This window comes from Luteolibacter sp., from assembly GCF_039920825.1.
Taxonomy (GTDB): Bacteria; Verrucomicrobiota; Verrucomicrobiia; order Verrucomicrobiales; family Akkermansiaceae; genus Luteolibacter.
In genome coordinates this window covers 32,940-54,076 of record NZ_JBDSCX010000068.1, presented here as the reverse complement: position 1 = coordinate 54,076, position 21,137 = coordinate 32,940, and the positions used below count along the sequence as shown (strand labels likewise).

The 21,137-nt window shown below is 58.1% G+C and carries 18 protein-coding genes; 9 read left to right on the top strand and 9 right to left on the bottom strand.

Features of this window, described 5'->3' with window-relative positions; translation table 11 throughout:
* Positions 1-60 precede the first annotated feature (60 nt).
* The 3 genes from ABIQ96_RS19755 to ABIQ96_RS19745 are packed head-to-tail and all read left to right on the top strand — an operon-like array spanning position 61 to position 2,285.
* On the top strand, positions 61-609 hold the full coding sequence (locus tag ABIQ96_RS19755) for a Maf family protein (RefSeq protein ID WP_348216364.1): 549 nt from the start codon (positions 61-63) through the stop codon (positions 607-609).
* Positions 610-651: 42 nt separating this feature from the next.
* The gene (locus tag ABIQ96_RS19750; RefSeq protein ID WP_348216363.1) at positions 652-1,617 is read left to right on the top strand and encodes a diacylglycerol kinase family protein; all 966 of its coding nucleotides are present in this window, start codon (positions 652-654) and stop codon (positions 1,615-1,617) included.
* A complete protein-coding gene (locus ABIQ96_RS19745) occupies positions 1,614-2,285 on the top strand; it encodes an ElyC/SanA/YdcF family protein (RefSeq protein WP_348216362.1) in 672 nt (223 codons plus the stop codon). Before ABIQ96_RS19750 ends, ABIQ96_RS19745 begins: the two co-directional genes overlap by 4 nt.
* A 325-nt stretch (positions 2,286-2,610) precedes the next feature.
* Here the strand turns inward: ABIQ96_RS19745 and ABIQ96_RS19740 are convergent, their stop codons facing one another.
* The 9 genes from ABIQ96_RS19740 to gspG all read right to left on the bottom strand — a co-directional run bounded on the left by ABIQ96_RS19740 (position 2,611) and on the right by gspG (position 10,738).
* The gene (locus ABIQ96_RS19740) at positions 2,611-5,160 is read right to left on the bottom strand and encodes a secretin N-terminal domain-containing protein (protein ID WP_348216361.1); all 2,550 of its coding nucleotides are present in this window, start codon (positions 5,158-5,160) and stop codon (positions 2,611-2,613) included.
* Between the two features lie 30 nt (positions 5,161-5,190).
* Positions 5,191-5,805: a hypothetical protein gene (locus tag ABIQ96_RS19735; RefSeq protein WP_348216360.1), complete on the bottom strand. Its 615-nt coding sequence runs from the start codon at positions 5,803-5,805 to the stop codon at positions 5,191-5,193.
* A gap of 13 nt (positions 5,806-5,818) precedes the next feature.
* Complete coding sequence (locus tag ABIQ96_RS19730) at positions 5,819-6,349, bottom strand: hypothetical protein (RefSeq protein ID WP_348216359.1); 531 nt, start codon at positions 6,347-6,349, stop codon at positions 5,819-5,821.
* An 87-nt stretch (positions 6,350-6,436) separates the two neighbouring features.
* Positions 6,437-7,681, bottom strand: a complete 1,245-nt coding sequence (locus ABIQ96_RS19725; protein WP_348216358.1) for a hypothetical protein — start codon at positions 7,679-7,681, stop codon at positions 6,437-6,439.
* The gene (locus ABIQ96_RS19720; RefSeq protein WP_348216357.1) at positions 7,678-8,616 is read right to left on the bottom strand and encodes a hypothetical protein; all 939 of its coding nucleotides are present in this window, start codon (positions 8,614-8,616) and stop codon (positions 7,678-7,680) included. Before ABIQ96_RS19720 ends, ABIQ96_RS19725 begins: the two co-directional genes overlap by 4 nt.
* Positions 8,613-9,353: a type II secretion system protein GspJ gene (locus ABIQ96_RS19715; protein WP_348216356.1), complete on the bottom strand. Its 741-nt coding sequence runs from the start codon at positions 9,351-9,353 to the stop codon at positions 8,613-8,615. Before ABIQ96_RS19715 ends, ABIQ96_RS19720 begins: the two co-directional genes overlap by 4 nt.
* Positions 9,350-9,763, bottom strand: coding sequence for a type II secretion system protein (locus tag ABIQ96_RS19710; protein WP_348216355.1), 414 nt, complete (start codon positions 9,761-9,763; stop codon positions 9,350-9,352). The genes ABIQ96_RS19715 and ABIQ96_RS19710 overlap by 4 nt, the downstream gene beginning before the upstream one ends.
* Positions 9,760-10,323, bottom strand: coding sequence for a prepilin-type N-terminal cleavage/methylation domain-containing protein (locus ABIQ96_RS19705; RefSeq protein WP_348216354.1), 564 nt, complete (start codon positions 10,321-10,323; stop codon positions 9,760-9,762). Before ABIQ96_RS19705 ends, ABIQ96_RS19710 begins: the two co-directional genes overlap by 4 nt.
* Positions 10,298-10,738, bottom strand: a complete 441-nt coding sequence (gspG, locus tag ABIQ96_RS19700; RefSeq protein WP_348216353.1) for a type II secretion system major pseudopilin GspG — start codon at positions 10,736-10,738, stop codon at positions 10,298-10,300. Before gspG ends, ABIQ96_RS19705 begins: the two co-directional genes overlap by 26 nt.
* A 157-nt stretch (positions 10,739-10,895) precedes the next feature.
* Between gspG and ABIQ96_RS19695 the strand changes: the two genes are divergently transcribed.
* From ABIQ96_RS19695 to gyrA, 6 genes are all read left to right on the top strand, one after another.
* The gene (locus tag ABIQ96_RS19695; RefSeq protein WP_348216352.1) at positions 10,896-12,119 is read left to right on the top strand and encodes a saccharopine dehydrogenase family protein; all 1,224 of its coding nucleotides are present in this window, start codon (positions 10,896-10,898) and stop codon (positions 12,117-12,119) included.
* A gap of 91 nt (positions 12,120-12,210) precedes the next feature.
* Positions 12,211-13,779, top strand: a complete 1,569-nt coding sequence (locus ABIQ96_RS19690) for a hypothetical protein (RefSeq protein WP_348216351.1) — start codon at positions 12,211-12,213, stop codon at positions 13,777-13,779.
* Positions 13,780-13,866: 87 nt separating this feature from the next.
* A complete protein-coding gene (locus tag ABIQ96_RS19685; protein WP_348216350.1) occupies positions 13,867-14,931 on the top strand; it encodes a hypothetical protein in 1,065 nt (354 codons plus the stop codon).
* Positions 14,932-15,521: 590 nt separating this feature from the next.
* Entirely contained in the window at positions 15,522-18,065 is a 2,544-nt protein-coding gene (gene gyrB / locus ABIQ96_RS19680) for a DNA topoisomerase (ATP-hydrolyzing) subunit B (RefSeq protein ID WP_348216349.1), read from the top strand.
* Between the two features lie 41 nt (positions 18,066-18,106).
* Positions 18,107-18,484, top strand: a complete 378-nt coding sequence (locus tag ABIQ96_RS19675) for a four helix bundle protein (RefSeq protein ID WP_348216348.1) — start codon at positions 18,107-18,109, stop codon at positions 18,482-18,484.
* A gap of 22 nt (positions 18,485-18,506) precedes the next feature.
* Entirely contained in the window at positions 18,507-21,125 is a 2,619-nt protein-coding gene (gene gyrA / locus ABIQ96_RS19670; protein WP_348216347.1) for a DNA gyrase subunit A, read from the top strand.
* The last annotated feature ends 12 nt before the right edge of the window (positions 21,126-21,137 follow it).

The window sequence follows — 21,137 nt, the reverse complement described above, 5'->3', positions numbered from 1 at the left end:
GCTTTACCAACCGCTGCAGCTACTAAGACTCGCTGGCTGAAGCCAGCGCTCTCTTTCACCATGCCCATCGTCCTCGCCTCCGCTTCTCCGCGCCGCCATGAATTGTTAGGCGGGGCGGGTATCGTGTTCGAAGTAGTGGTTTCCCCGGCCGAGGAAATCCACGACGCATCAATGAAACCGGATGTTCTCTGCGAGATCAACGCCACCTTGAAGGCCGCGGCGGTCGCAAACGTTAGGCCGGACGCCACCGTCATCGGCGCAGACACGCTGGTCTTCATCGACGACCTGCCGCTTGGCAAACCCGCCGATATGGAAGACGCGCGGCAAATGCTGCGACGGCTCTCCGGCAGGACGCACCAAGTATGCACCGGCGTCTGCGTGATCTATCCGGGCGGCGGCAAAAATGTGTTTCACGACATCACCCAGGTCACCTTTCTCCCCCTCGACGACGCTGCCATCGACCGCTATTTCACCCTCGCCAACCCGCTCGACAAGGCCGGGGCCTACGGCATTCAGGAATCCGGCGAGCTGATCATTTCGGAAATCCGCGGGAGCTTTGACAACGTGATGGGTCTGCCGGTGGACAAGGTGATCGCGGCGCTCGGGTGAAATCGGGTTGCGGATAGGGCGGCGATAGGTGAAGAATCGCGCATGGAGACGCCCCACCGGTATCCGGTCATTTTCAATCCCAAGGCACGCAGCCAGAAGGGTGGGAGGGTGCTTCGTTTCCTGATGAGTCACGCCAACCGGTTTGCACTGTTCGCCACGAACCACGCCGGCGAGGCCCGCGAATTGGCGGCCAGGTTCGCCGCGGCGGGCGAGCCGGTGGTGATCGCCGCCGGTGGTGACGGCACGCTTAACGAGGTGGTCAGCGGGCTCGCGGGATCGCGGACGTTGTTAGGCGTTCTGCCGGCCGGGACGATGAACGTGTTTGCCCGGGAAATGGGAATCCCCTTCGACACGCTGGAGCGGGCGTTCCAGGTCATCGAGCGCGGGTTTGTCAGGGAAGTGGATTTGTTCGAGGCGAACGGCTCGCCCTTCGTCCAGATGGCCGGAGTCGGATTCGACGCGATGGTCATTGAGGAAACGTCGTGGGAGGCGAAGAAGAAGCTGGGGCCGCTGGCCTATCTGCTAGCGGCGGTGAAGGTTCTCGGTGAAACCCCGCCGAAGATCGAGGTGATTTGTCCGGACGGACGGCGCGAGGAAGGCGTGGCCGTACTGGCGGGAAATGGCTCGCTGTACGGCGGGCAGTTCAAATTTTTCCGGAATGCGAACAACAACGATTCCAAGCTCGATGTCCTCGTTTACAAGGAAGCGGGCTACCGGCTGGTACTGGATTCGCTGCGCGGGCTGGCGTTCGGCGGGATCGATCTGGTGGCTTCGACGAGTTGTTTCCAGACGGAAAGTTTCATCGTCCGGGCGGACCGCGAGGTGCCGGTGGAAGTGGACGGCGAATGGATCGGGCGCTTTTCCGAGGTCCGTTTTGTGGACACCTCCAACCGCTTGCGGGTGATTGCCCCGGAAGAGCCGCTGGCGGGCGGCTTCTCCGACGTGGTTCGATCCTTGCTGCAATGGCCGCGTCGGCCGACCGAGCTTCAAACCACGCGGAGTTTATGAAGCCCGGCGCGAAGAGTTTCCTCAAGCGCTGGAGCAAACGGATTTTGATTTTTCTCCTGATTGTCGGCGTGTTGGGCGTCGGCGTGATCGCCTATGCCAATTTCACCGCCATGTGGGCTTCACGCGGACGCCTTTTCGATGATGTCGCCTCGCTGCCACCGACCAAGGTGGGATTGGTCTTCGGCACCACGGACCGGGTCAACGGGCACGAAAATCCGTATTTTAGCTACCGGATTGACGCCGCTGTCGAGGTTTGGAAATCCGGTAAGGTTGAGACCCTTGTCGTCTCGGGTGACAATCTAAGCCGCTATTACAACGAGCCTGAAAAGATGAAGCAGGCGCTGATCGAGCGCGGAATTCCCCCGGACCGTATCGTCTGTGATCCGCTGGGGCTGAGGACTCTGGACTCGGTGTTCCGGGTGAAGGAGAGCATTGGTTCGGGGTCGCTGCTTTTGATCAGCCAGAGGTTCCAGAACGAGCGGGGAATCTATCTGGCGAAAGCCAACGGCATGGAGGCGTATGGGTTTAACGCCCGCGACGTGGAAACCCAAGCCGGTATGAAGACGAAAATCCGCGAGATCGGTGCTCGGGTAAAAATGTGGCTGGATGTGAATTTCCTGAACACCCGCCCGGCCCATCTCAGCAAGAAGATCGTGCTGCCCGAGTGATCGCGAGCGGCTTGGGAGGTCGTGTGGCCTCCTGATCCTCTCATGGAAGGGGGGATGGACGTCTCGTCCATTCGGCGCAGGTGCCTCGATGATGAATGGACGAGGGCGTCCATTCTCCTCATTTGTGGGCAAAAAAGAGGCCGCCGGAGCACCCACTCCGGCGGCCAAGCTGAACAACTTCAACACACGCGCGATTTAACTCGCGGCCCGTAATGAGGCTGACAACTGCTGTTCACCCTTACATGAAAACGCGAACTTACGTACGGTCTTCAGCGGCTTTTGACCCATGGGGAACGGCGGCGTTCAAAAATAATTCCGGAATTTTTCAGTGGCGGTGAGCCGGGCGAATCGACGGCTTCATGGTGCTCGCAGCAGGCTCGGGATTCGAGGTCTGGGCGGGCTGCACCCTGGACGATTGATGGCCACTCTCCTTGTCCGCCACCGGTTGGATGGCGCCGACATCAGGAAGCACGCCGGGTCCGTCGGCCATTTCATGAGCCCTGGAGGAAACCTTGTAGCGAGCATCGATGTCCGATTGGACGGCATCGAGCGAGCGATCGTTTTTCACGACGGATGGCTGGATGAAAACCAGCAGCTCGCTGCGGGTGTCCGTATCGGTCGTGGTGGAGAACAGTCTCCCGAGATAGGGAATGTTGCTGAGGATCGGGATGCCGCTTCGGTCGGTGCCTTTCCGGCCGATGATCAAGCCGCCGAGGGCAATGGTCTGGCCGTTCGGGACGGTGGCGGTGGTGAGGATTTCCCGGGTGGAGATTTTGGGGACCGTGAGTGGTTGGCCGTTGCCGGCGCCGCCTTCAATTGTCTGGGTGCCGTTTTGCTCATCGTTCAACAGGGCGATCTTCATGGTGATTTCGTTATCCGAGTTCACGAGCGGAATCACTTCCAGTTTCAAGACAACGTCCTGATACTCGATGTTGGTGCTTGTGTTGCTACCAGTACCGCCGCCGTAGGTGTTGCTACCCGTCGGAATGGCGATTTTTTCACCACTGGAGATGGTGCCCTTCTGGTTGTTGGAGGTGAAAATGCTGGGTCTGGAAAGCACTGTGAAGTCGGTCTTGTTCTCGAGCGCCTTGAGATAAACTTGCAGATCGCCAATGGTTCCCAGTGCCCGGAGGCCGCTGCCGGTCAGGGAGCGTGGGTCGAAGCGGGGGAATCTTCCTGCGGCTGCGGCTCCTGCCACTGGCGTAATGAGGTCCTTGATAACGCCGTTGCCGCCGCCGCCGCCGGCGCGGAAGTCATTGCCACGATATAAGTAGTCCACTCCGAATTGGTTCGAGTCCGAGAGGCTGAGCTGGCCGATGACGGTGGAAATCATCACCTGATCCGGTTTCACGTCGATCTGGTCGAGCAGGCGCTCGATGATTTCCAAGCCTGAAGGCGGGCCTTGGACGACGATGGAGTTGGTGATATTGTCTGCGACCAGCAGCGTCCGTCCGACCAAGACCGACTCGGGAGCGGAGTTGGTTTCCGGATCGCTCAGGGCATTTCCCGTGCCGCCGCCGCCGCCACCGCTTGAGCTGCCACTGCCGCCGAAAGAGCTGCCGCTGCCAGCGGAGGTTCCACTGGAGCCCGAGCTTGCGGAACTCTGACGGCCGGCTGATTGGGTGCGTCCGCCGGCTGCGGCTCCGCCACCTTGGGCTCCTCCGCGTGCGGCTCCGCCACCTTGGGCACTTGCGGCGCCACCCGCTTTGTCACCGCTGCTGAAGGCGCGGTTGAGGGCATCGCCGGCGATCGGCAGGAAATCGGAAACCGTGAGGAAGCGAAGTTTGCGGCGAAGGAAGTTCTTCTCGCTGGTTTCCACGTCGAACTCGCGGACGAGTCCTTCCACGAACAACAGATCGACCGGACGGCCCATGGCGAAGATCCGGTTGGTGCGGGGATCGGGGACGATTTGGACGGGAGTTTCCTCACCGCTGCCCGAGCTTCCAGCCTGACCGGCGATTTGCGGAGCACCTGGAGCCGGAGCGGCATCCGCGCGTTGAATGCCAGCGGTTTTCTGGCCGGTTTGTTGGGCCGTGAGAAGGGTGGTGAGGGTGTCCGCGATCTCGGTGACGTCGGCGTATTGGACCTTGATGAAACGCGTGCCTTGGACGGAGCCGGGCTTGTCGATTTCCTTTTTGAGGTCGATGAGCTTGCGGATCAGTGAGGTGTTTTCCGTGATAATGAGGGAGGAGGCGTTGGCGACCGGAGCAATGGAACCGTAGGCGCCGAACTGGCCAATGATTTGGGTGAAGACGTTCTGCGCATCGACCGGCTTGATGTAGTTGAGCTGCATCACGTAGGAAATGACGGCGTCGCCCTCGGGGAGGGCGTCGCTCTCGCTATAAACAAGACCCTTATCGGTATAAACCTCGACTCCGCGCTGAGTCGGGCGAATGCCGCCAGTGGGAAGGGTGAGGAATTCTAGATTCTTGTCCTGTCCATCGGGCACGAAAACAAAATTTTCGATGATGGCGGCTTTGCGGAGGAGCTCGGCGGCTTTCGCGAAAGTAAGAGGATCCTGGGGAGTCGCTTCCTGAACGAACGAGAACTCGGCGGCGGCAGCGGCGGCGGAAACGATCACGCGCCTGCCGGTGTATCGACGGTAAAGCCCGGCAAGCGCATTGCCGGTGAGTTTCGGTTCATTGATGTCCTCGATGATCGGCGTGTCTCCCAGATTGGTCGGAGCTTTGTTACCCTGGTTCGCGCCGGGAGCTCCGGCGGGACGAGGCGGGATGACTCCTGGGACGGGAACACCTGGAGGTGCAACGGGCACGCTCGGAGGAGGAGCGGGATTTCCCGGAGCTTCCGCCGGTTGCTGGGCGTTAGCTGTGGCAAGGCCGAGGAGGAGAAATGCGAAGGAGCGTGGCAAGGACATGGAGAAAAGATGAAATTTCAGATTGGAGAATTAGTTGCGGCGGCGTTGCGGGCGCTGGGCGTTTGCGTTGTTTTGCGGCTGTGCGACTTGCGGTTGAGGAACTTGCGGCTGGCCATTCGGAGTGGGTGGCGGGACGACCCGGGGCCGTGCCTGCGGCTGACGGGGATCACCACCAGGCTGCGGTTGTCCTGGCATCGGCGGCTGGCCGGGTTGAGCGGGCACGGGTTTCGGCGGTGCCGTTGGAGTGATGACGAGCAGTTTCTCGTCGAAACGCACGGTGCCGGTTTGTTTTCCTGAAGACATGCTGACCACGGTGCCCAATGGATCTCCGGCCTTTTTGGTCACACCGAGAATCTTGAAATCGGACGTCGTGCTATCCGAATAGACCATGATGCGTTCATCCGGCTTCTTCTTGTTGATCAGCGTGACACGGAATTTTCCTTCGCCAATGGGTGACACTCCGATGAGCGCGTAGTCATCCAAGGGGTTGTTCTCCGGGCCACCGGTGATCGGAGGTGGTTTGGTGGTGAACGGCGAATCGTTCCAAAGCTTGCTGTAGCTACCGAGTTGTCCCTTTTTGGGGATCTCCGCAGAGGTGAGGCCGACGAGGGCGAGCGAGAGTAGGGAAATGACCGGAATTTTCATAAAATCAGATAGGTCAGGAGGTGGATGGAACGAACCATTGTTCGACGGTAGCGGTGCAGTCGATCTTGGTGTCGTCCTGGGTGTTCGGCGACAGGCGGATCTGTGAAGCCATGCGGAGTTGTTCCGGCACGTTGAGTTTATCAAACCACCGATAGAGCGCGTCTTCCGTGCCGGTGACGGCGATCTGGATTTTTGCGCGGTGGTAGTAGGTGCCGGTGGTATCCGTGGGTAGAGGTTTTTGGCCGGGCTTGATGGTGAGGCCAGTCTCGCTCGCTGCCCGCTCGACGACTTGCTGGAGCTTGGTTTGGACTTCCTGGTTTTCGGCAGGCTCGGGCTCGTTTTTGGCGAGCCACTCCATCTGGTCGGTGACTTGCTCGCTGCTGTCCTGAATCATATGGGCTTTGGCGAGCTCCTGTTGGGCGATGGCGTTTTCCGCCTTCACCTTGATCTGCTTGGCTTGGGCGATGTTGAAACCCAGGAAATTGATGATCACGAAGCCGGCGATGCCGAAGAAGATCAGGAGTTTTTTTTCTCGGTCGGACATGAAGAAAGGAAAAGAAAAGGAGCGGATGGAGAAGGATGCTGCCCGGTTAATGCCGCAGCAGTGGGGTTTTGTCGGTGAAGTGGAAAATCAGGGCTGCGTGGCGGCTGCGGGGACTTCCCCGCTATAGACAAACTCCCAGCCGCGGGTCGATTGGCTGGGCTCGGGTCTTTGCCAGGTGAAACGGGTGAGGCCGTTGCTCTTGCCGAGGTTGAGGCTGAAAGAATTGACTGCGGGCAGCGCGCCAGCCTCGCCGATGAGCTTGATTTCGGTGGCGCTGATGTCGGCGGTTTTCAGGCGCAGGCCGCTTTGTGGCGGGATGCAGTCGGCGACACGCTTGAGGATATCGACCGGAGAATTGGCGAGTTCGATGGCGTTGGCCAGTTCGTCCCATTTCGCGATGTGTTGGGTGTAGGCCGCACTTTCGGGGGCGATCCGTTTCGCCTCGGCGAGCAATTTCGCGGTGTCCGAACTGGTTTTCCACAAACCGTAGCAGAACCAGCCGATGATGCCGAAGTAAAGCAGCGCCACGGCGGCGACGCCGAGAAGGATGTTTTGTTTGCGACGGGCGGCGCGGCGGGCGGAGCGGACGTCGGCAGGTAGGAGTTTGCTGAGCGGGTTCGGAAGAACGGGCGCGGGCCGCGGAAGGACCTCGACGGGGGCCTTGAATGCCGCATTCAGCGCTGCCGGACTGACTCCGGGCGAACTGGTCCAAAGCGCGATGTGCGCAGGCTCGATTTCCAAGCCCTGCATCGAAAGCTGGATCAGTGCGAGGCGGATTTCCCGGGCGAATGCTTCATCCGGGCTGGAAGAAGTGCCGGAGGTGGCTTGGCAATAGACGAGATTTCCCTGATGATAGAGACTGAAAACCCAGCGGCCGAACTCTTTCCAAACCGCCAGCGCATCGCCGCCGAGCGGATAGGCGCGGGGTGAAATGTCGAATCCTTTCGGGCCGCGCGGTGGCATTTCGCTATCGACCGGCGTGCGCAGAAGGACGGAAACCAGCGCGCTGTTCTCCGCCTCGCGGGCGATCACGAAAACGTCGGTTAGCTGGCCGGCCATCGGGTCCGGACGCAGGCCGAGACGCTCGGCATGGAGCGCGGCCAGGTCGGGAAACAGCGCCTCATCGTCGCTGCTCACGCGCATCGGCACGGCGGTGACGGATTTCACCGGGAAAAGCAGCAGGACGTCACCTGCTGGAAGGTCGGTGAGTTCGCTGGCGAGCTCGACAGCGGTGGCGCTGTGAAGGGTGAATTCGGCGGCGGATGGGCCGGTCCAGATTTCCCAGCCGGATTCGCCGGGGACGAGAAGAACGTTGTCGGTGGATTTGCTCACGGGATGGTTTCTTCAGTGCGTTCGAGGAGGGCCGGTCTTCCGGTACGGTTGCGGACAATGACAGTGATCTTGTGCTTGGCACCTTCCGCGATGCCGATGCTTTCGATGCGGGTGATGGGATCATTCACCGTGAAGCGCTTGGCGATATCCGGACGGCTCTGGGTGTCAATTCCCAATTCCTTGAGCGCGTCATCAGCACGTTGATAGGGGACGTCATCCGCGGTGTCACGCTCGCCATCCGCGCCGCGGACTTTTTCCGGGATCATATCGGCATTTTCCACCGAGACTTCCGCGGCGGCAGCGATCAATTCCGCAGGCGCTTCATTCAGATCGAGCGGGCCTCCGCTCCAGATGGTGAACCAGTCGCGCCAATCCGGACGGACCGCTTCCACCAGATCCATTCCCCTCACCAGGCTCATTTCACTAAGGTCGTAAAAGGGGCGGTTGAACGGCTGGTTGATGCGGCCTTCCTTGTCGTAGAAATCTTTTTCCGCGCCATTCAGGGCCACGTTGTCATCGGCATCGATCCAGTCCGACATGGCATCGACGACGTTCTGTGCATCCTCGAGCTCCAGTCCCCATTTGATGAAAATTTCGCGCAGCAGGGGCTTGTCGTCCTGGAGGAGGATCGAGTTGATGTTGAAGCGGCCACCTTCGGAAATGATTCTAACGTCGAAATTCTCACCGGTTTCCGGGTTGGCGCGGTGAAGCAGGGGATCGGTCTTTTTGACCATGTAGTTCGACCCGACGGCAATTCCCATTTCAGCGATTTGGCGCGCGCGCGAACCGTGGACTTTGGCCGAGGCGATTTCCATGTCGAAGGAAATGACGCGCAGCGCGGCCATGCATGCCATGCCCAGGATCGCAATCAGCCAGAGCACGGCCATGAGAGCCGCGCCGGGAGGTTTCCGGGAGCTGACGGTGGAAATCCTCATGGCTTTGGAACCGGAGTTGGAGTTGGAGTTGGAGTTGGAGTTGGAGTGGTTTGTCCACCGCTTTGTACCATTTGGCGGATTTGGGTCTCGATGTTTGCCTTCGGTGGAATCCAGAAAATCTGGCGGCTTTCCTCGCCTTTGGCACCGACGGCCATGGTGAGTTCGACTTGAAGCGGCAGGCGTCCTTGCAAATCCCAGTCGTATTGCCATTCCATCGAGCGGCCGTCCAAGACGCGCCATTCGAAGTAGGCGACGTCTGTTAGCAGGACGATTTCCGCGAACGGCTTGTTATCGGCGGCGGGAGTGGTGGAATTTCCCGAGGAATCCGGGAGAATTTCATTTTCGTAATAGCGCAGGACGATGTCGAGGTAGCCGCTGCGCTTTTTCACGGTGCTGAGCTGGACGGCCTTGGCGATGCGGGCCTGGCCGCCCCAAGTGAAACCGAGCGGAACGTTTTGCAGCGTCAGATCCGACAGGTAGTGGGAGCCGGAATCCGAAACCTGGAGATCAAACCGGGTATTGCCGGGCAGGGCGGAAAAGCGCTGGGTGAGGAGTTCGAAAAACGCCTGATGCAGCATTTCCTCGTTCTGGGTTTGCACGATGGTGTTGCCCAAAGCGAGAGAGGTCCGCGCGGTGCCGAAAACCATGCCGACGATGATGGCAAGGATGGCCATGGACAGCACGAGCTCCAGCAGCGTGAATCCGGAAATGCGGGTTTTGACAGGGGAGGTGATCACTGGGTTTGGTACATGCGTCCGTAGCGCCAGGTATCGACGGCGCGCTCCTGCCAAGCGCCGTTTTCGAACCATTTGGCATTGATCTCGATGTGGAACATCTCCGCGAGTTGTTGACCGTCTTCGGTTTGCAGGTCTTCGATGAGTGAAATCTTGGTGAGGAGCTCGATTTCCGTTTCGCCGACGGTGCTGCTGGTTTCCCCTTCCTCCATGGTCGGGAGCGAGAGCGTTTCATCGATCGCGCTGTCGAGAATCCGGGTGATCCTGAGTTCGCTTTGGGCGAGTTGCGCGGCCTGGGCCATGCGTTTGAGCGCGACGGCGAATCCGGTCGCGGCGATGCCGAACACGCCCAGCGCGAGAACCATCTCAAGGAGAAGGAATCCGCGTTTCAGGCGCTGTCGGGAAAGGGTCATCTGGCTTCGAGTTCGCTATCGCTGATGGAAGCGGTGAGCGGGTGAAAGGTGTCCATGGCCCAGCTTTTGTTGAGGGTGAGTCGGACGGAAATCGGTTCGCACAGACCGTCCGGATCGAATCGCCAGACTTGGACGTTATTCTTGGCGGTGGCGAGCCACTTGTCGGAATTCCAATGGCGGATCGAGAGTTCCATGCCATCCTGAAGCTTGAACCAGCGGTTTTCGCTGGCTGCGCCGCTGGGTTCCGGTTCGTCAACAACACCGCGGCTTCTGGAGAGTTTCTTCTCGTCTCGGCCGGCTTGGGCGAAGGGCAGCAGGTTCACACGGCCATCCCGGAATTCCAGAGCATAGGGCGTCTGGTGAAGGATCGAAATGGTGCGGGCGCGTTTGGCCATCAGCTCGATTTCACCGGATGCATTGCGCAAGGCCCGCTCGTCGGATGAGAAAACCATTAGTCCCACCGCGCCGGCCATGACGACACCCGCGATGGCCATGACCATGACCAGCTCAATGAGGGTGAAGCCCCGCAGCGGCTTATTCGTCCTGACTGCTGAGATCATCTGGGGTGTTTTCCTGGCCGTCAGGGCCGCTGCTGTAGATTTCAAACTCGCTGGCGATCTTCTTGCCCGGGAAGCGATAGCCATAAGGAACGCCCCATGGGTCCAACGGAATTTTGGGCATGATCTGCACCCAGCGGCGTGGAACCGGGGTGGATGAAGGTTTTTCCACAAGTGCCTTCAGTCCTTGCTGGCTGACGGGAAAGGTGCCGCCGTTGAGCTTATACATGGCGAGGGCGCTTTCGAAGCTCTTGAAGTCGGATTCGACTTGGCTGAGCTTGGCGGAGTTGCCGATCTTTTTCATCGAGTAGATCGCACCGCCGAGGATCATCGCGATGATGCCGAGAACGATGACCATTTCGAGCAGGGTGAAACCGGCGCGGCGGCGGAAGCTGGAGGAAGGGGTGGTGAGTTTCATGGAGAAGTATTTTTTTGTCTGGCGTTAGCCTTTCAGGGATGAAAACGCCGCGCTACCGAAAAGTTGTCGGAAAAATCCGCGAAAGTATTGGCAGACGTCACGGAGAATTTCTTGCAAGCCGTGCGGCTTTCTTTCACCCCTTGTGCCTCATCAGATCATGAACAAAGTCCTTATCATCGGAGCCGGCGGAGTCGGCAGCGTCGTCGCCCACAAATGCGCCATGGTTCCCGAGGTCTTCGGGGAAATCACTTTGGCGTCGCGAACCCTCTCGAAATGCGACGCGATCGCCGCCGAAGTGAAACAACGGACCGGCCGCGACATCGCCACCGCCAAGGTGGACGCCGACAATGCGGAGGAAACGGCAGCGCTCATCCGCAAAACCGGGGCGAAACTGCTGATCAACGTCGCTTTGCCCTACCAGGATCTGAATTTGATGGACGCCTGCCTGCTCGCCGGTTGCGACTACATGGACACGGCGAACTACGAACCGCTGGACGTGGCGAAATTCGAGTATTCCTGGCAATGGGCGTATCAGGAAAAATTTGAAAAGGCCGGTCTCACCGCGTTGCTGGGCTCTGGTTTCGATCCCGGCGTCACCAATGTTTACACCGCTTGGGCGCTGAAACACCATTTTGACGAAATCCACACGCTCGACATCATCGACGTGAACGGCGGCAACCATGGCAAGGCCTTCGCGACGAATTTCAACCCGGAAATCAACATCCGCGAGGTCACTGCCGAATGCCGCCATTGGGAAAGCGGTGAGTTTGTCGAAACGCCGCCGATGTCGAAGCATCAGGAATTCACCTGCCCGGACGGCGTCGGAACCTACGAAATTTACCGGATGTACCACGAGGAGCTCGAATCGCTGGTGAAACACATCCCCACGATCCGTCGCGCGCAGTTCTGGATGTCGTTTTCCTCGAATTACCTGAAGCATTTGGAAGTCCTCCAAAATGTCGGCATGACGCGGATCGATCCGGTCGTTTATAATGGCGTGGAAATCGTCCCGCTCCAGTTTCTCAAGGCTGTCCTGCCGAATCCCGGCGACCTCGGCCAATCCACCAAAGGCCGCACCTGCATCGGCAACGTCATCACCGGAATCAAGGACGGCAAGCCCAAGGCGATCTACATTTACAACATCTGCGATCACGAGGAATGCTTCGCGGAAGTTGGTTCGCAGGCGATTTCCTACACCACCGGCGTTCCGGCGATGATCGGCGCGAAGCAGATTCTCGCGCAACTTTGGAACCAGCCGGGAGTTTGGAATATCGAGCAACTCGATCCCGATTCGTTCATGGCTGATTTGAACGTTTACGGGCTCCCATGGAAAGTCCTGGAATTGACTCCGGATCAAGCCGCGTCTTTCCAAGTCGCATGATCGTTCCGTGCTTACAAAGTATTTCCCAATTAGTCTGAGGAACGTCGAATTTCCTCTTGTCAGCTCCAATTACCCACACCATCTTCCGCACATGATTCGGATCAAAACCCTCTCTTTGCCGCTCATTTCCGCCCTAGTGGCAGGGTCGGCGCTGCCAGCCAACGCCCAGCTTTCGTTCTCTCTCAGCAGTAAAATTACCTACCGGCAAAACAAAAAGGGCATTTTTTTCCAAGGTGGAACCTTCAATTCCCAGCTTCTTGACGGAAGCGCGACCTACATCAGCGGATGTGAATGGTATCAGTATTATGGTCCCGGGTTTTACAATAATATCTGCTCACCGGGAACCACCGCTTTGATAAGTGCTGGCACGATCGATGGAATTAATCCTGCTTACCCGTATTTTCTGGTTTCCAGCATCTACCCGGCGTTCATCGTTGCTCCCCGTAAGGCGGAAAAAATCTTTTTGAATGCGGCACCGGCTTCCACACTTCCGCGGCCCTCAGGTGGTTTCACTGACAACAGCTATTCGTTGTTTTATAACCTCACGGTTCCGAGCACCATCAGCGAATATGTTATCACGAATTATTACAAGCGGACCGGCTACACTTCAAAGCAACGGGATAAATTCCAAAGCGATATTGTTCCGGGCGTTTACTATTATTCGTTCCCGCGCCTAGGGAACCCCGATATTCCTGCTCCGATCGCAGCGGTGATTTACCCGATGTTGGAAGGCAAGCAGGAGATCAACAACACGGTTAGCGGCTTCGAATTTACCAAAGTCAATGGAAACAAATGGAACAAGGATGGCTTCATTGAAATGAGCTATCTCCGCCCAAACTCCATCAATTGGACGGGTATGTCTCCCACCACCGTTTTTGCGTCTGCGGACAGTCTCTATTTTTCCATCAAGGCCATTGCGAACGATAAGGATCCTACCTCGGATACGGTGACGACTTACGCGGGAAAACCGTTCTCGATTTTCCCTCCTTATCAAAATGGCGGTGAACCCCGGGTCCTGCTTCCGACGCCCTACGCCACCTCCTTCACGACCCCGCCGATTTTCAACGCGAATACCACAGGGGTCGTGCAACTTGATTTGCGCCGAAATTTGCAAACCGGTGGAGTCACTTATGACTTCTCCACAAGAACCTTCCAGATTCCTGTCGTCGTGGTGGATCGCTACACCGAATACGTGGATATCGATTTCCCCACATCATCGAAAGGTACTGGCATTCTGGAAGATCCGGACAAAGACGGATACAACAACCTGAACGAGTGGATTCTCGACAGCAATGCTTCAAATTCCGCAAGTATCCCGATTGCCCCGGTGACAGAACTGGTTCAACCGGTTGATCCCTTCTTCGGACTTCCCACCGGATTTTCTTATTTCGGATTCGATGTGAAGAAGAAGCTCGGAACGATTCCGGGTGTTATCTACACCCTTCAACGGAGTAAGGATCAGGGCAAAACTTGGTCGAAATTCAAAACCGACACCGACTGGACGGTTCAAACCGTTCGGACTGCGGCGATCGCCAATTTGCCCGCGTCTGCCACGATTCAGGTCCGGAGCTTGGTTTATGACACGACCACCGGTACCCCGATCCAGCCACCGGGAACCGACAACGACATCTATCGGGTGAAAATCACCTTGAAGAAGTAACGTGCGGATCGGGCTGTTGGGTAGTCTCTTGAAGCGGCCTGCGGGTTGGATTTTCACACTCTGGATTGTCAGTTGATGAGCTCGGATATGATCGACACTGCGGAGCGGCTCGTTTGCCATCTTGAAACGAGTCGCAGCGGTTCCGAAAATCCGATATGCGCCATCGACACGGAAGCGGATAGTTTGCATCGCTATCGCGAGTCTCTCTGTTTGATCCAGTTTGCCGACCGCGCGAAATGCGTCCTCATTGATCCGTTGGCGATCGAGGATTTGTCGTCGTTGGGAACGTATCTGTCATCGGCGACGGTGTGGATGCATGGAGCTGATTATGACATGACGATGTTCAAGCGGCAGTTCGGGAAATTGCCTGCTGTCGTTTATGACACTCAGATCGGTGCGAGATTGCTCGGGGCCCGTCGCTTCGGCCTTGGGGATCTCGTGAACCTATATTTCGGAGTGGAGCTCTCCAAATCGTCGCAGAAGGCGGATTGGGGCAAGCGCCCTCTGTCTCCCAAGATGATCGAGTATGCGCTCAATGATGTGCATTATCTCCTCGAAATGGGCGACATGATCGTTTCTCAGCTCAAGGAGAAAGGCCGTTACGAATGGTTCGAGGAGAGTTGCCTCGCCGCCCGGCAGCGGGTTTTGGATCGGGATGACTCAAAAGAGGAGAATTGGCGAGTCCAAGGGTCAGGCAAGCTGGAGCCGTATGGATTGGCGTTTCTGCGGGCCTTGTGGCAATGGCGTGACGGCGAAGCCAAATCCTGGGACCGTCCGTCGTTCATGGTGGCTCCGAATCGCCAGCTCTTGGAATGGAGCATCGATCTTGCCGCGAACCGCAACCTGTCTCTTCCCAATCATTTCCGGCCGGACCGCTTGAAGAGATTTCGCGCCGCCGTAGAGACGGTTCAAAGCCTTCCTGAATCGGAATGGCCCGAGCGCCCGGCCGGCAAGCGCAGAAAGCGTGACCGGGATTTTGAACGCAGGGTCGATCTCCTCATCAAAACGCGTGAGCACGAGGCGGCAAAACTCGATATCGAAGGATCCCTGATCGCACCGCGGGCCACTTTGGAATCCTTGGCTGAAGGCGAGGTCGAGCCCAAGGACGTGCTTTTGAAATGGCAGCGTGCATGCCTTGGCATGGCGGTTTGATCGTTCTTTCCTGATCTTCCGGCTTGAGTTCGTGGACCGGTGCGGAGTTCACTTCAACCGTGTTGGCTTCATCTCCTCGCGACCCGGACTCCAGCCAGCCACTCGTTTTCCTTTGCCCGGAATGTGGCATGACGCTGTCGGTTAGGCCTCGTTTGGCCGGCGTGAGCGGACCATGTCCGTCCTGTGCTTCAATGATCAGTGCTCCCAACTCCCACGAAGCGCCGCAATCCGTCCCAGTTGCGGTCGTCGCGCCTTTTCCGCGGAGGGGGAAAATTTCACCACATCAGGGTAAAAACTCCGCCTCACAACGGAGCAAAGGCAGTATCTCGGCGGACTCCAATTGGGACCGCGAGCACTTGGATCGGCGGGAAGTCATGAAGACGCTATTGATCCTCACGATGTTTATTTTGGCGATTTGCGCATGTCTCGCCGTGTCATGGTTTTTGAAGGTTTGGGTGGGGAAATAACAAGTGTTTAATTCGTTCATAAACAATGAGTTATCTTGGTTGAAAGTGGGTCGAAAAAACCCATGGTTTTGCGACGAAGTTCCTTGTCTCCGGGAGTAGGATTTCAGACCTTCTGGCCCCACCATGTCCGAGTCTCCTAACGAGCCCCAAAAAGCAGAAACGCAGGTCGCTGCAGCACAAGTTTACGATGCCGCGCAAATCGACAAGCTGGAAGGCTTGGACGCGGTTCGGAAGCGCCCCGGCATGTATATCGGCGATCCCGACGAACGCGGTCTGCATCACTGCGTGTTCGAGGTTTTGGATAACTCGATCGACGAACATCTAGCCGGTTATTGTTCGCGGATCAAGGTCGCGATCCATGTCGACGGCTCCGTTTCCGTCGCCGACAATGGCCGCGGCATTCCGGTCGACATGCACCAGAAATTCGGCATGCCTGCCGTCGAACTGGTCCTAACCAATCTTCACGCTGGCGGCAAATTCGGACAAGGAGCCTACAAATATTCCGGCGGTCTCCACGGTGTCGGAGCGAAATGCGTCAACGCTCTATCCGATTGGTTCAAGGCCGAGATCATGCGGAACGGCAAGGTTCACCTCATCTGCTTCGAGCGCGGCAAGACGACGAAGCCGTTGCATGTCATCGGTGAAGTCGATCCCGGCAGAACCGGCACGATGATCACCTTCTTTCCGGACGCCACCATCTTCGTCGATACCATCGAGTTCAAGTTCGACCGCCTGTCCACCCGCCTCCGCGAGTTGGCTTTCCTTAACCCCGGCCTCATCATCGACCTTGAGGACGAGCGCCCCGAGTCGTTGAAGAAGGCCACCTTCTATTACGCAAAGGGCATCGAGGAGTTCGTGGTCCAGTTAGGCGAAAACAAGACCGTCATCCACGATGATCCGATCGTGCTTCACGGCAAGCGCCAGATCGAACTCGACTACGACGGAAAGAAAACCACAGACGACGTTTTCGCCGACGTCGTCTTCCAATACAACGATTCCTACAACGACCAGATCCTCTGCTTCGCCAACTCCATCCCCAACCGCGACGGCGGCACCCACCTCACCGGTTTCCGGACGGCACTCACCCGCGGCATCAACCAATATGCCAAGGTCAACAAGATCGTTAAGGACAAGGATGCCGCTCTAACTGGTGACGATGTCCGCGAAGGTCTGGTGGCGGTCATTTCCGTGAAGATGCCCAACCCGCGCTTCAACTCGCAGACCAAGGATAAATTGGTCAACGCGGAGATCGAAGGGGTCATCTCGTCCATTGTCTATGAGGGCATCATGCAGTATTTCGAGGAGAATCCCGCCCTCGCCAAGCGGGTGATCGAAAAATCCCTCAACGCCGCCCGCGCCCGCGAGGCTGCTAGAAAAGCCCGCGAGACCGTTCGCAAGTCAGCCCTATCAGGTGGTGGCCTCCCCGGAAAACTCGCCGACTGCTCCGAGCGCGATCCCGCTAAGTCCGAGCTCTATATTGTCGAAGGTGACTCCGCCGGTGGTTCCGCCAAACAAGGCCGCGACCGGCGGACGCAGGCGATCCTCCCGCTGCGGGGCAAAATCCTCAACGTCGAGAAAGCCCGCCTCCACCGCGCGATGCAGAACCGGGAAATCCAGAACCTCATCACCGCCATCGGTGCGGGCATCGGCGATGGCGAGCAAGAAGGCTCATTCAACATCGACAAGGTCCGCTATCACAAAATTGTCATCATGACCGATGCCGACGTTGACGGCTCCCACATCCGCACGCTCCTCCTGACGTTTTTCTGCCGTCACATGCCCTTGTTGGTCAAACGCGGCTTCCTCTACATCGCCCAGCCGCCGCTCTATCTGGTCACCCGCAAGAAGCGCTCCGAATACGTTCAGGACAACGACCAGCTCAACAAGATCCTTATCGAACTCGGCGCCGGCGAAGTCCTCCTCCGCACTACCGACCACTCCCGCAGCTTCACCGCGGAGGAACTCAAGGTCATCCTCGATAGCCTTTCGTCGCTTTCGCGCTTCACGAATTCCATCGAGGGCAATGGTGGCAATTTTAGAAACTATCTCGACGCCCGCCGCGACGGAGCGCTGCCGGAATACATGGTTCGTATCCGCATCGGCAACGACGAGAGCGTGCGCTATTTCTCCACCGAGGCCGAACTCCGCGGCTACGCTGCGGAAAACCGCGACCTTCGTCTTTTCGACGAAATCCTAACCGAAGAGGAACTGGCTCTCAACAAAGGCCCGTCGCGTCGTGCGAATCTCCACGAGCTCCACGAGTCGCATGCGATCACCCGCCTCTTCGCCCGCCTGACCGAATGTGGCATCGACACCACCGTCTTCTTCAATGACGACGCGCCCATTTTCGAAGTCGTCGAAGGTGAAGGCGAGAAGGAAAAGGTCACCCCGGTTTTCGCAGTCCCGGAAATCCTCGCGAAGGTTCTGGAAATCGCCAGCCGCGGTGTGCAGATCAAACGCTTCAAGGGTCTTGGTGAAATGAACGCCAAGCAGCTTTTCGAAACCACCATGGATCCCACCGTCCGCCAATTCCTCCGCGTCCGCCTCGATGAGGATAACGCCGTTGAGGCCGACAAGATGTTCGACGTGCTCATGGGAGATGTCGTCGAACCCCGCAAGCGTTTCATCGAAGACAACGCCCTCAACGTTCGCAATCTCGACGTCTGATGATGTTCGTCATGAGTCATGTGCCACGAGTGAAGAGTGAAATGAGCAAATCCCTGAACGATCTGGAAATCTACCGCGAGGCGATGCGCCTCGGGGAGGTCGTTTGGGGCTGGGTGGTTCACTGGGATTTCCTCGCAAAAGACACCGTTGGCAAACAATTCGTACGCTCATCCGATTCAATCGCCGCCAACATCTCGGAAGGACACGGCCGCTTTCATTTCAAGGAAAACCAGAAATTCTGCTATTACGCCAGAGGGTCGCTCACCGAAACCCAAACGTGGCTCGAAAAAGCCGCGCGGCGTGACCTGATCGATGCCGAGCAAGCCCGCGATCTGTATCGCGATCTCGAAGCACTCCGCAAACGTCTCAACGCTTACATCAAATCCATCGGTCCGCAGTCAGATACCCATGACTCCTGACTCTTGACCCATCAACTTCTCCATGTCTGAAGAACATATCAAGCCGATCAACGTCGCCGAGGAACTTTCCAATTCGTTCCTGGAATACTCGATGTCCGTCATCATCTCGCGCGCGCTGCCCGATGTGCGCGACGGCCTCAAGCCTTCCCAACGCCGCGTTCTCTACGCCATGCGCCAGTTAGGCGTCGGCCCCGGAAAACCCCACGTCAAGTGTGCCAAGATCGTCGGTGAAACCATGGGTAATTTCCACCCCCACGGCGACCAATCGATCTACTCGACCCTCGTCAACATGGGCCAGCCATGGTCGATGCGTGACATGTTAGTGGATGGCCAGGGTAACTTCGGTTCCGTTGAAGGCGATTCCGCTGCGTCCATGCGTTATACCGAAGCCCGGTTGCACCATCTGGGCATGGCGATGATGGAGGATCTCGACAAGGACACCGTCGACTTCCAACCGAACTACGACGGCTCGCAAACCGAGCCATCCGTTCTTCCCTCGGCATTCCCTAACTTCCTGGTCAACGGCGGCACCGGCATCGCCGTCGGCATGGCCACCAACCTTGCCCCGCACAACCTCGGCGAGGTGATCGACGGCATCTGCGCGCAGATCGACAATGCGGAAATCACGCTGCCGGAGCTGATGCAGTTCATCAAGGGGCCCGACTTTCCGGTCGCCTGCGAAATCCGTGGCATGCGCGGCATCGAGGAATACTTCCGCACCGGCCGCGGCTCCATGCGCCTTCGCGGCAAAATGGAAATCGTGGAGAACGACAATGGCCGCTCGATGATCATCATCCGCGGCGTGCCTTACGGCGTGAACCGCGCAACGCTTCAGGAGCGCATCGCCGAGTTGGTCAATGAAAAGACCCTCACCGGCATTTCCGGCATGCGCGACCTCTCTGCGGAGGACACCTGCATCGAGATCGAGTTGAAACGCGACGCCCGCCCACAGGTGGTGATGGCACAGCTTTTCAAGCTCACCTCCATGGAGACCTCCTTCAGCGTGAACATGCTGGCGATCCACAAGAACCGCCCGAAACAGCTTTCACTCAAGGAGGCCATTGATGCCTACATCGAGCACCGCCGCGAAGTCATCATCCGCCGCACCCGCTATTTGTTAGGCAAGGCCGAGGAACGCGCCGAATTGCTCGAAGCCTTCCTGCTGGCCCTCGGCCACCTCGATGACTTCATCAAGATCATCCGTTCGTCGAAAAATCGCGACGAAGCCCGCGAACGCCTGGCCGCTTACAGCTTCCCGGTTGCCACCGCCGAGTCGCTCGGCATCATGATCCGTTCGCAGCCGTCGATCTCCGGCGACACCTACACCTTCAGCGAGCGTCAGGTGAACGCCATCCTCGAACTCCGCCTCTATCAGCTTACGGGCATGGAGCAGGACAAGGTGAAGGGCGAATACGACGGAGTGCTCGTCGACATCAAGGACTTCCTCGACATCCTCGCCCGCGAGGAGCGCGTGCTGATCATCATCAAGGACGAGCTCCGCATGATCAAAGACAAGTACGCCACGCCGCGTCAGTGCTCGATCGTTGCAGAAGCCGGCGAAGTCGCGATGGAAGACCTCATCGCCAACGACGCGATGATCGTCACGCTCTCCCACCGCGGTTACATCAAGCGCACCCTCTCCAGCGAATACCGCGTCCAAGGCCGTGGCGGAAAAGGCCTCAAGGGCATGGAAACCCGCGCCACGAAGAAGGACGAAGCCAACGATTTCATCGAGCACCTCTTCAGCGTCCAGGCGCACGACTATCTGTTATTCTTCACCAACACCGGCCGCATGTATGTCGAGCGGGTGTATGAACTTCCCGAAGGCTCGCGCACCGCGATGGGCCGCAGCATACAGAACGTGCTCAACCTCAAACCCGAGGAAAAGATCGCCGCACTCCTTCGCCTCGAACGCACGGTGGACGAGAATGGCAACGACATCACCTTCCGCGAGGAAGCCGGTTTCGTCTTCTTCGCCACCCGCAGCGGCAAGGTGAAGAAAACCGCCGTCAACGATTTCCGCAACTACCGCAAGGACGGCATCATCGCCATCAACCTTGAGGAGAACAACGAACTCATCGGCGTGCGTCTCACTTCCGGCGGCGACGAAATCATCCTCGTCACCCACGAAGGCATGAGCCTCCGTTTCCACGAAGACGACACCCGTCCTCTTGGTCGTGGCACCGCCGGTGTGATGGGCATCCGCCCCAGCGAAACCGACTTTGTCATCGGCCTCGCCCTCGTTACCCAAGGATCCACTTTGTTAGTCGCCTCCGAGAATGGCATCGGCAAGCGCACCACCTTCGAGGACTACCGCAAGCAATCGCGCGGCGGCAAAGGCATCATCACCATGAAGGTCACCGACAAGACCGGCCCGGTCGTCGGTGCCGTGACTGTCACCGAGGAAGACGAACTCATGCTCATGACCTCCAGCGGTCAAAGCATCCGCATCCGCGCCGCCGAAGTCCGCGAAACCGGTCGTAATGCCCAAGGAGTGAAACTCCTCACCCTCAAAGGGAATGAGAAACTCCAGGACATTTCCCGAGTGATTCCGGATGGCGATGATTCACCAAGCGACGAGCCAACGGGTGAAATCGAAGAAGGTGAAACCGAATCCGGCACCGACGAAGCGGCGGAGTAATCCGCTGATCTC

Excerpts from the sequence above, each read along its gene's own strand:
- ABIQ96_RS19755 (WP_348216364.1), top strand. The coding sequence starts at position 61 with ATGCCCATCGTCCTCGCCTCCGCTTCTCCGCGCCGCCATGAATTGTTA.
- ABIQ96_RS19750 (WP_348216363.1), top strand. The coding sequence starts at position 652 with ATGGAGACGCCCCACCGGTATCCGGTCATTTTCAATCCCAAGGCACGC.
- ABIQ96_RS19745 (WP_348216362.1), top strand. The coding sequence starts at position 1,614 with ATGAAGCCCGGCGCGAAGAGTTTCCTCAAGCGCTGGAGCAAACGGATT.
- ABIQ96_RS19740 (WP_348216361.1), bottom strand. The coding sequence starts at position 5,160 with ATGTCCTTGCCACGCTCCTTCGCATTTCTCCTCCTCGGCCTTGCCACA.
- ABIQ96_RS19735 (WP_348216360.1), bottom strand. The coding sequence starts at position 5,805 with ATGAAAATTCCGGTCATTTCCCTACTCTCGCTCGCCCTCGTCGGCCTC.
- ABIQ96_RS19730 (WP_348216359.1), bottom strand. The coding sequence starts at position 6,349 with ATGTCCGACCGAGAAAAAAAACTCCTGATCTTCTTCGGCATCGCCGGC.
- ABIQ96_RS19720 (WP_348216357.1), bottom strand. The coding sequence starts at position 8,616 with ATGAGGATTTCCACCGTCAGCTCCCGGAAACCTCCCGGCGCGGCTCTC.
- ABIQ96_RS19710 (WP_348216355.1), bottom strand. The coding sequence starts at position 9,763 with ATGACCCTTTCCCGACAGCGCCTGAAACGCGGATTCCTTCTCCTTGAG.
- ABIQ96_RS19705 (WP_348216354.1), bottom strand. The coding sequence starts at position 10,323 with ATGATCTCAGCAGTCAGGACGAATAAGCCGCTGCGGGGCTTCACCCTC.
- gspG (WP_348216353.1), bottom strand. The coding sequence starts at position 10,738 with ATGAAACTCACCACCCCTTCCTCCAGCTTCCGCCGCCGCGCCGGTTTC.
- ABIQ96_RS19695 (WP_348216352.1), top strand. The coding sequence starts at position 10,896 with ATGAACAAAGTCCTTATCATCGGAGCCGGCGGAGTCGGCAGCGTCGTC.
- ABIQ96_RS19690 (WP_348216351.1), top strand. The coding sequence starts at position 12,211 with ATGATTCGGATCAAAACCCTCTCTTTGCCGCTCATTTCCGCCCTAGTG.
- ABIQ96_RS19685 (WP_348216350.1), top strand. The coding sequence starts at position 13,867 with ATGATCGACACTGCGGAGCGGCTCGTTTGCCATCTTGAAACGAGTCGC.
- gyrB (WP_348216349.1), top strand. The coding sequence starts at position 15,522 with ATGTCCGAGTCTCCTAACGAGCCCCAAAAAGCAGAAACGCAGGTCGCT.
- ABIQ96_RS19675 (WP_348216348.1), top strand. The coding sequence starts at position 18,107 with ATGAGCAAATCCCTGAACGATCTGGAAATCTACCGCGAGGCGATGCGC.
- gyrA (WP_348216347.1), top strand. The coding sequence starts at position 18,507 with ATGTCTGAAGAACATATCAAGCCGATCAACGTCGCCGAGGAACTTTCC.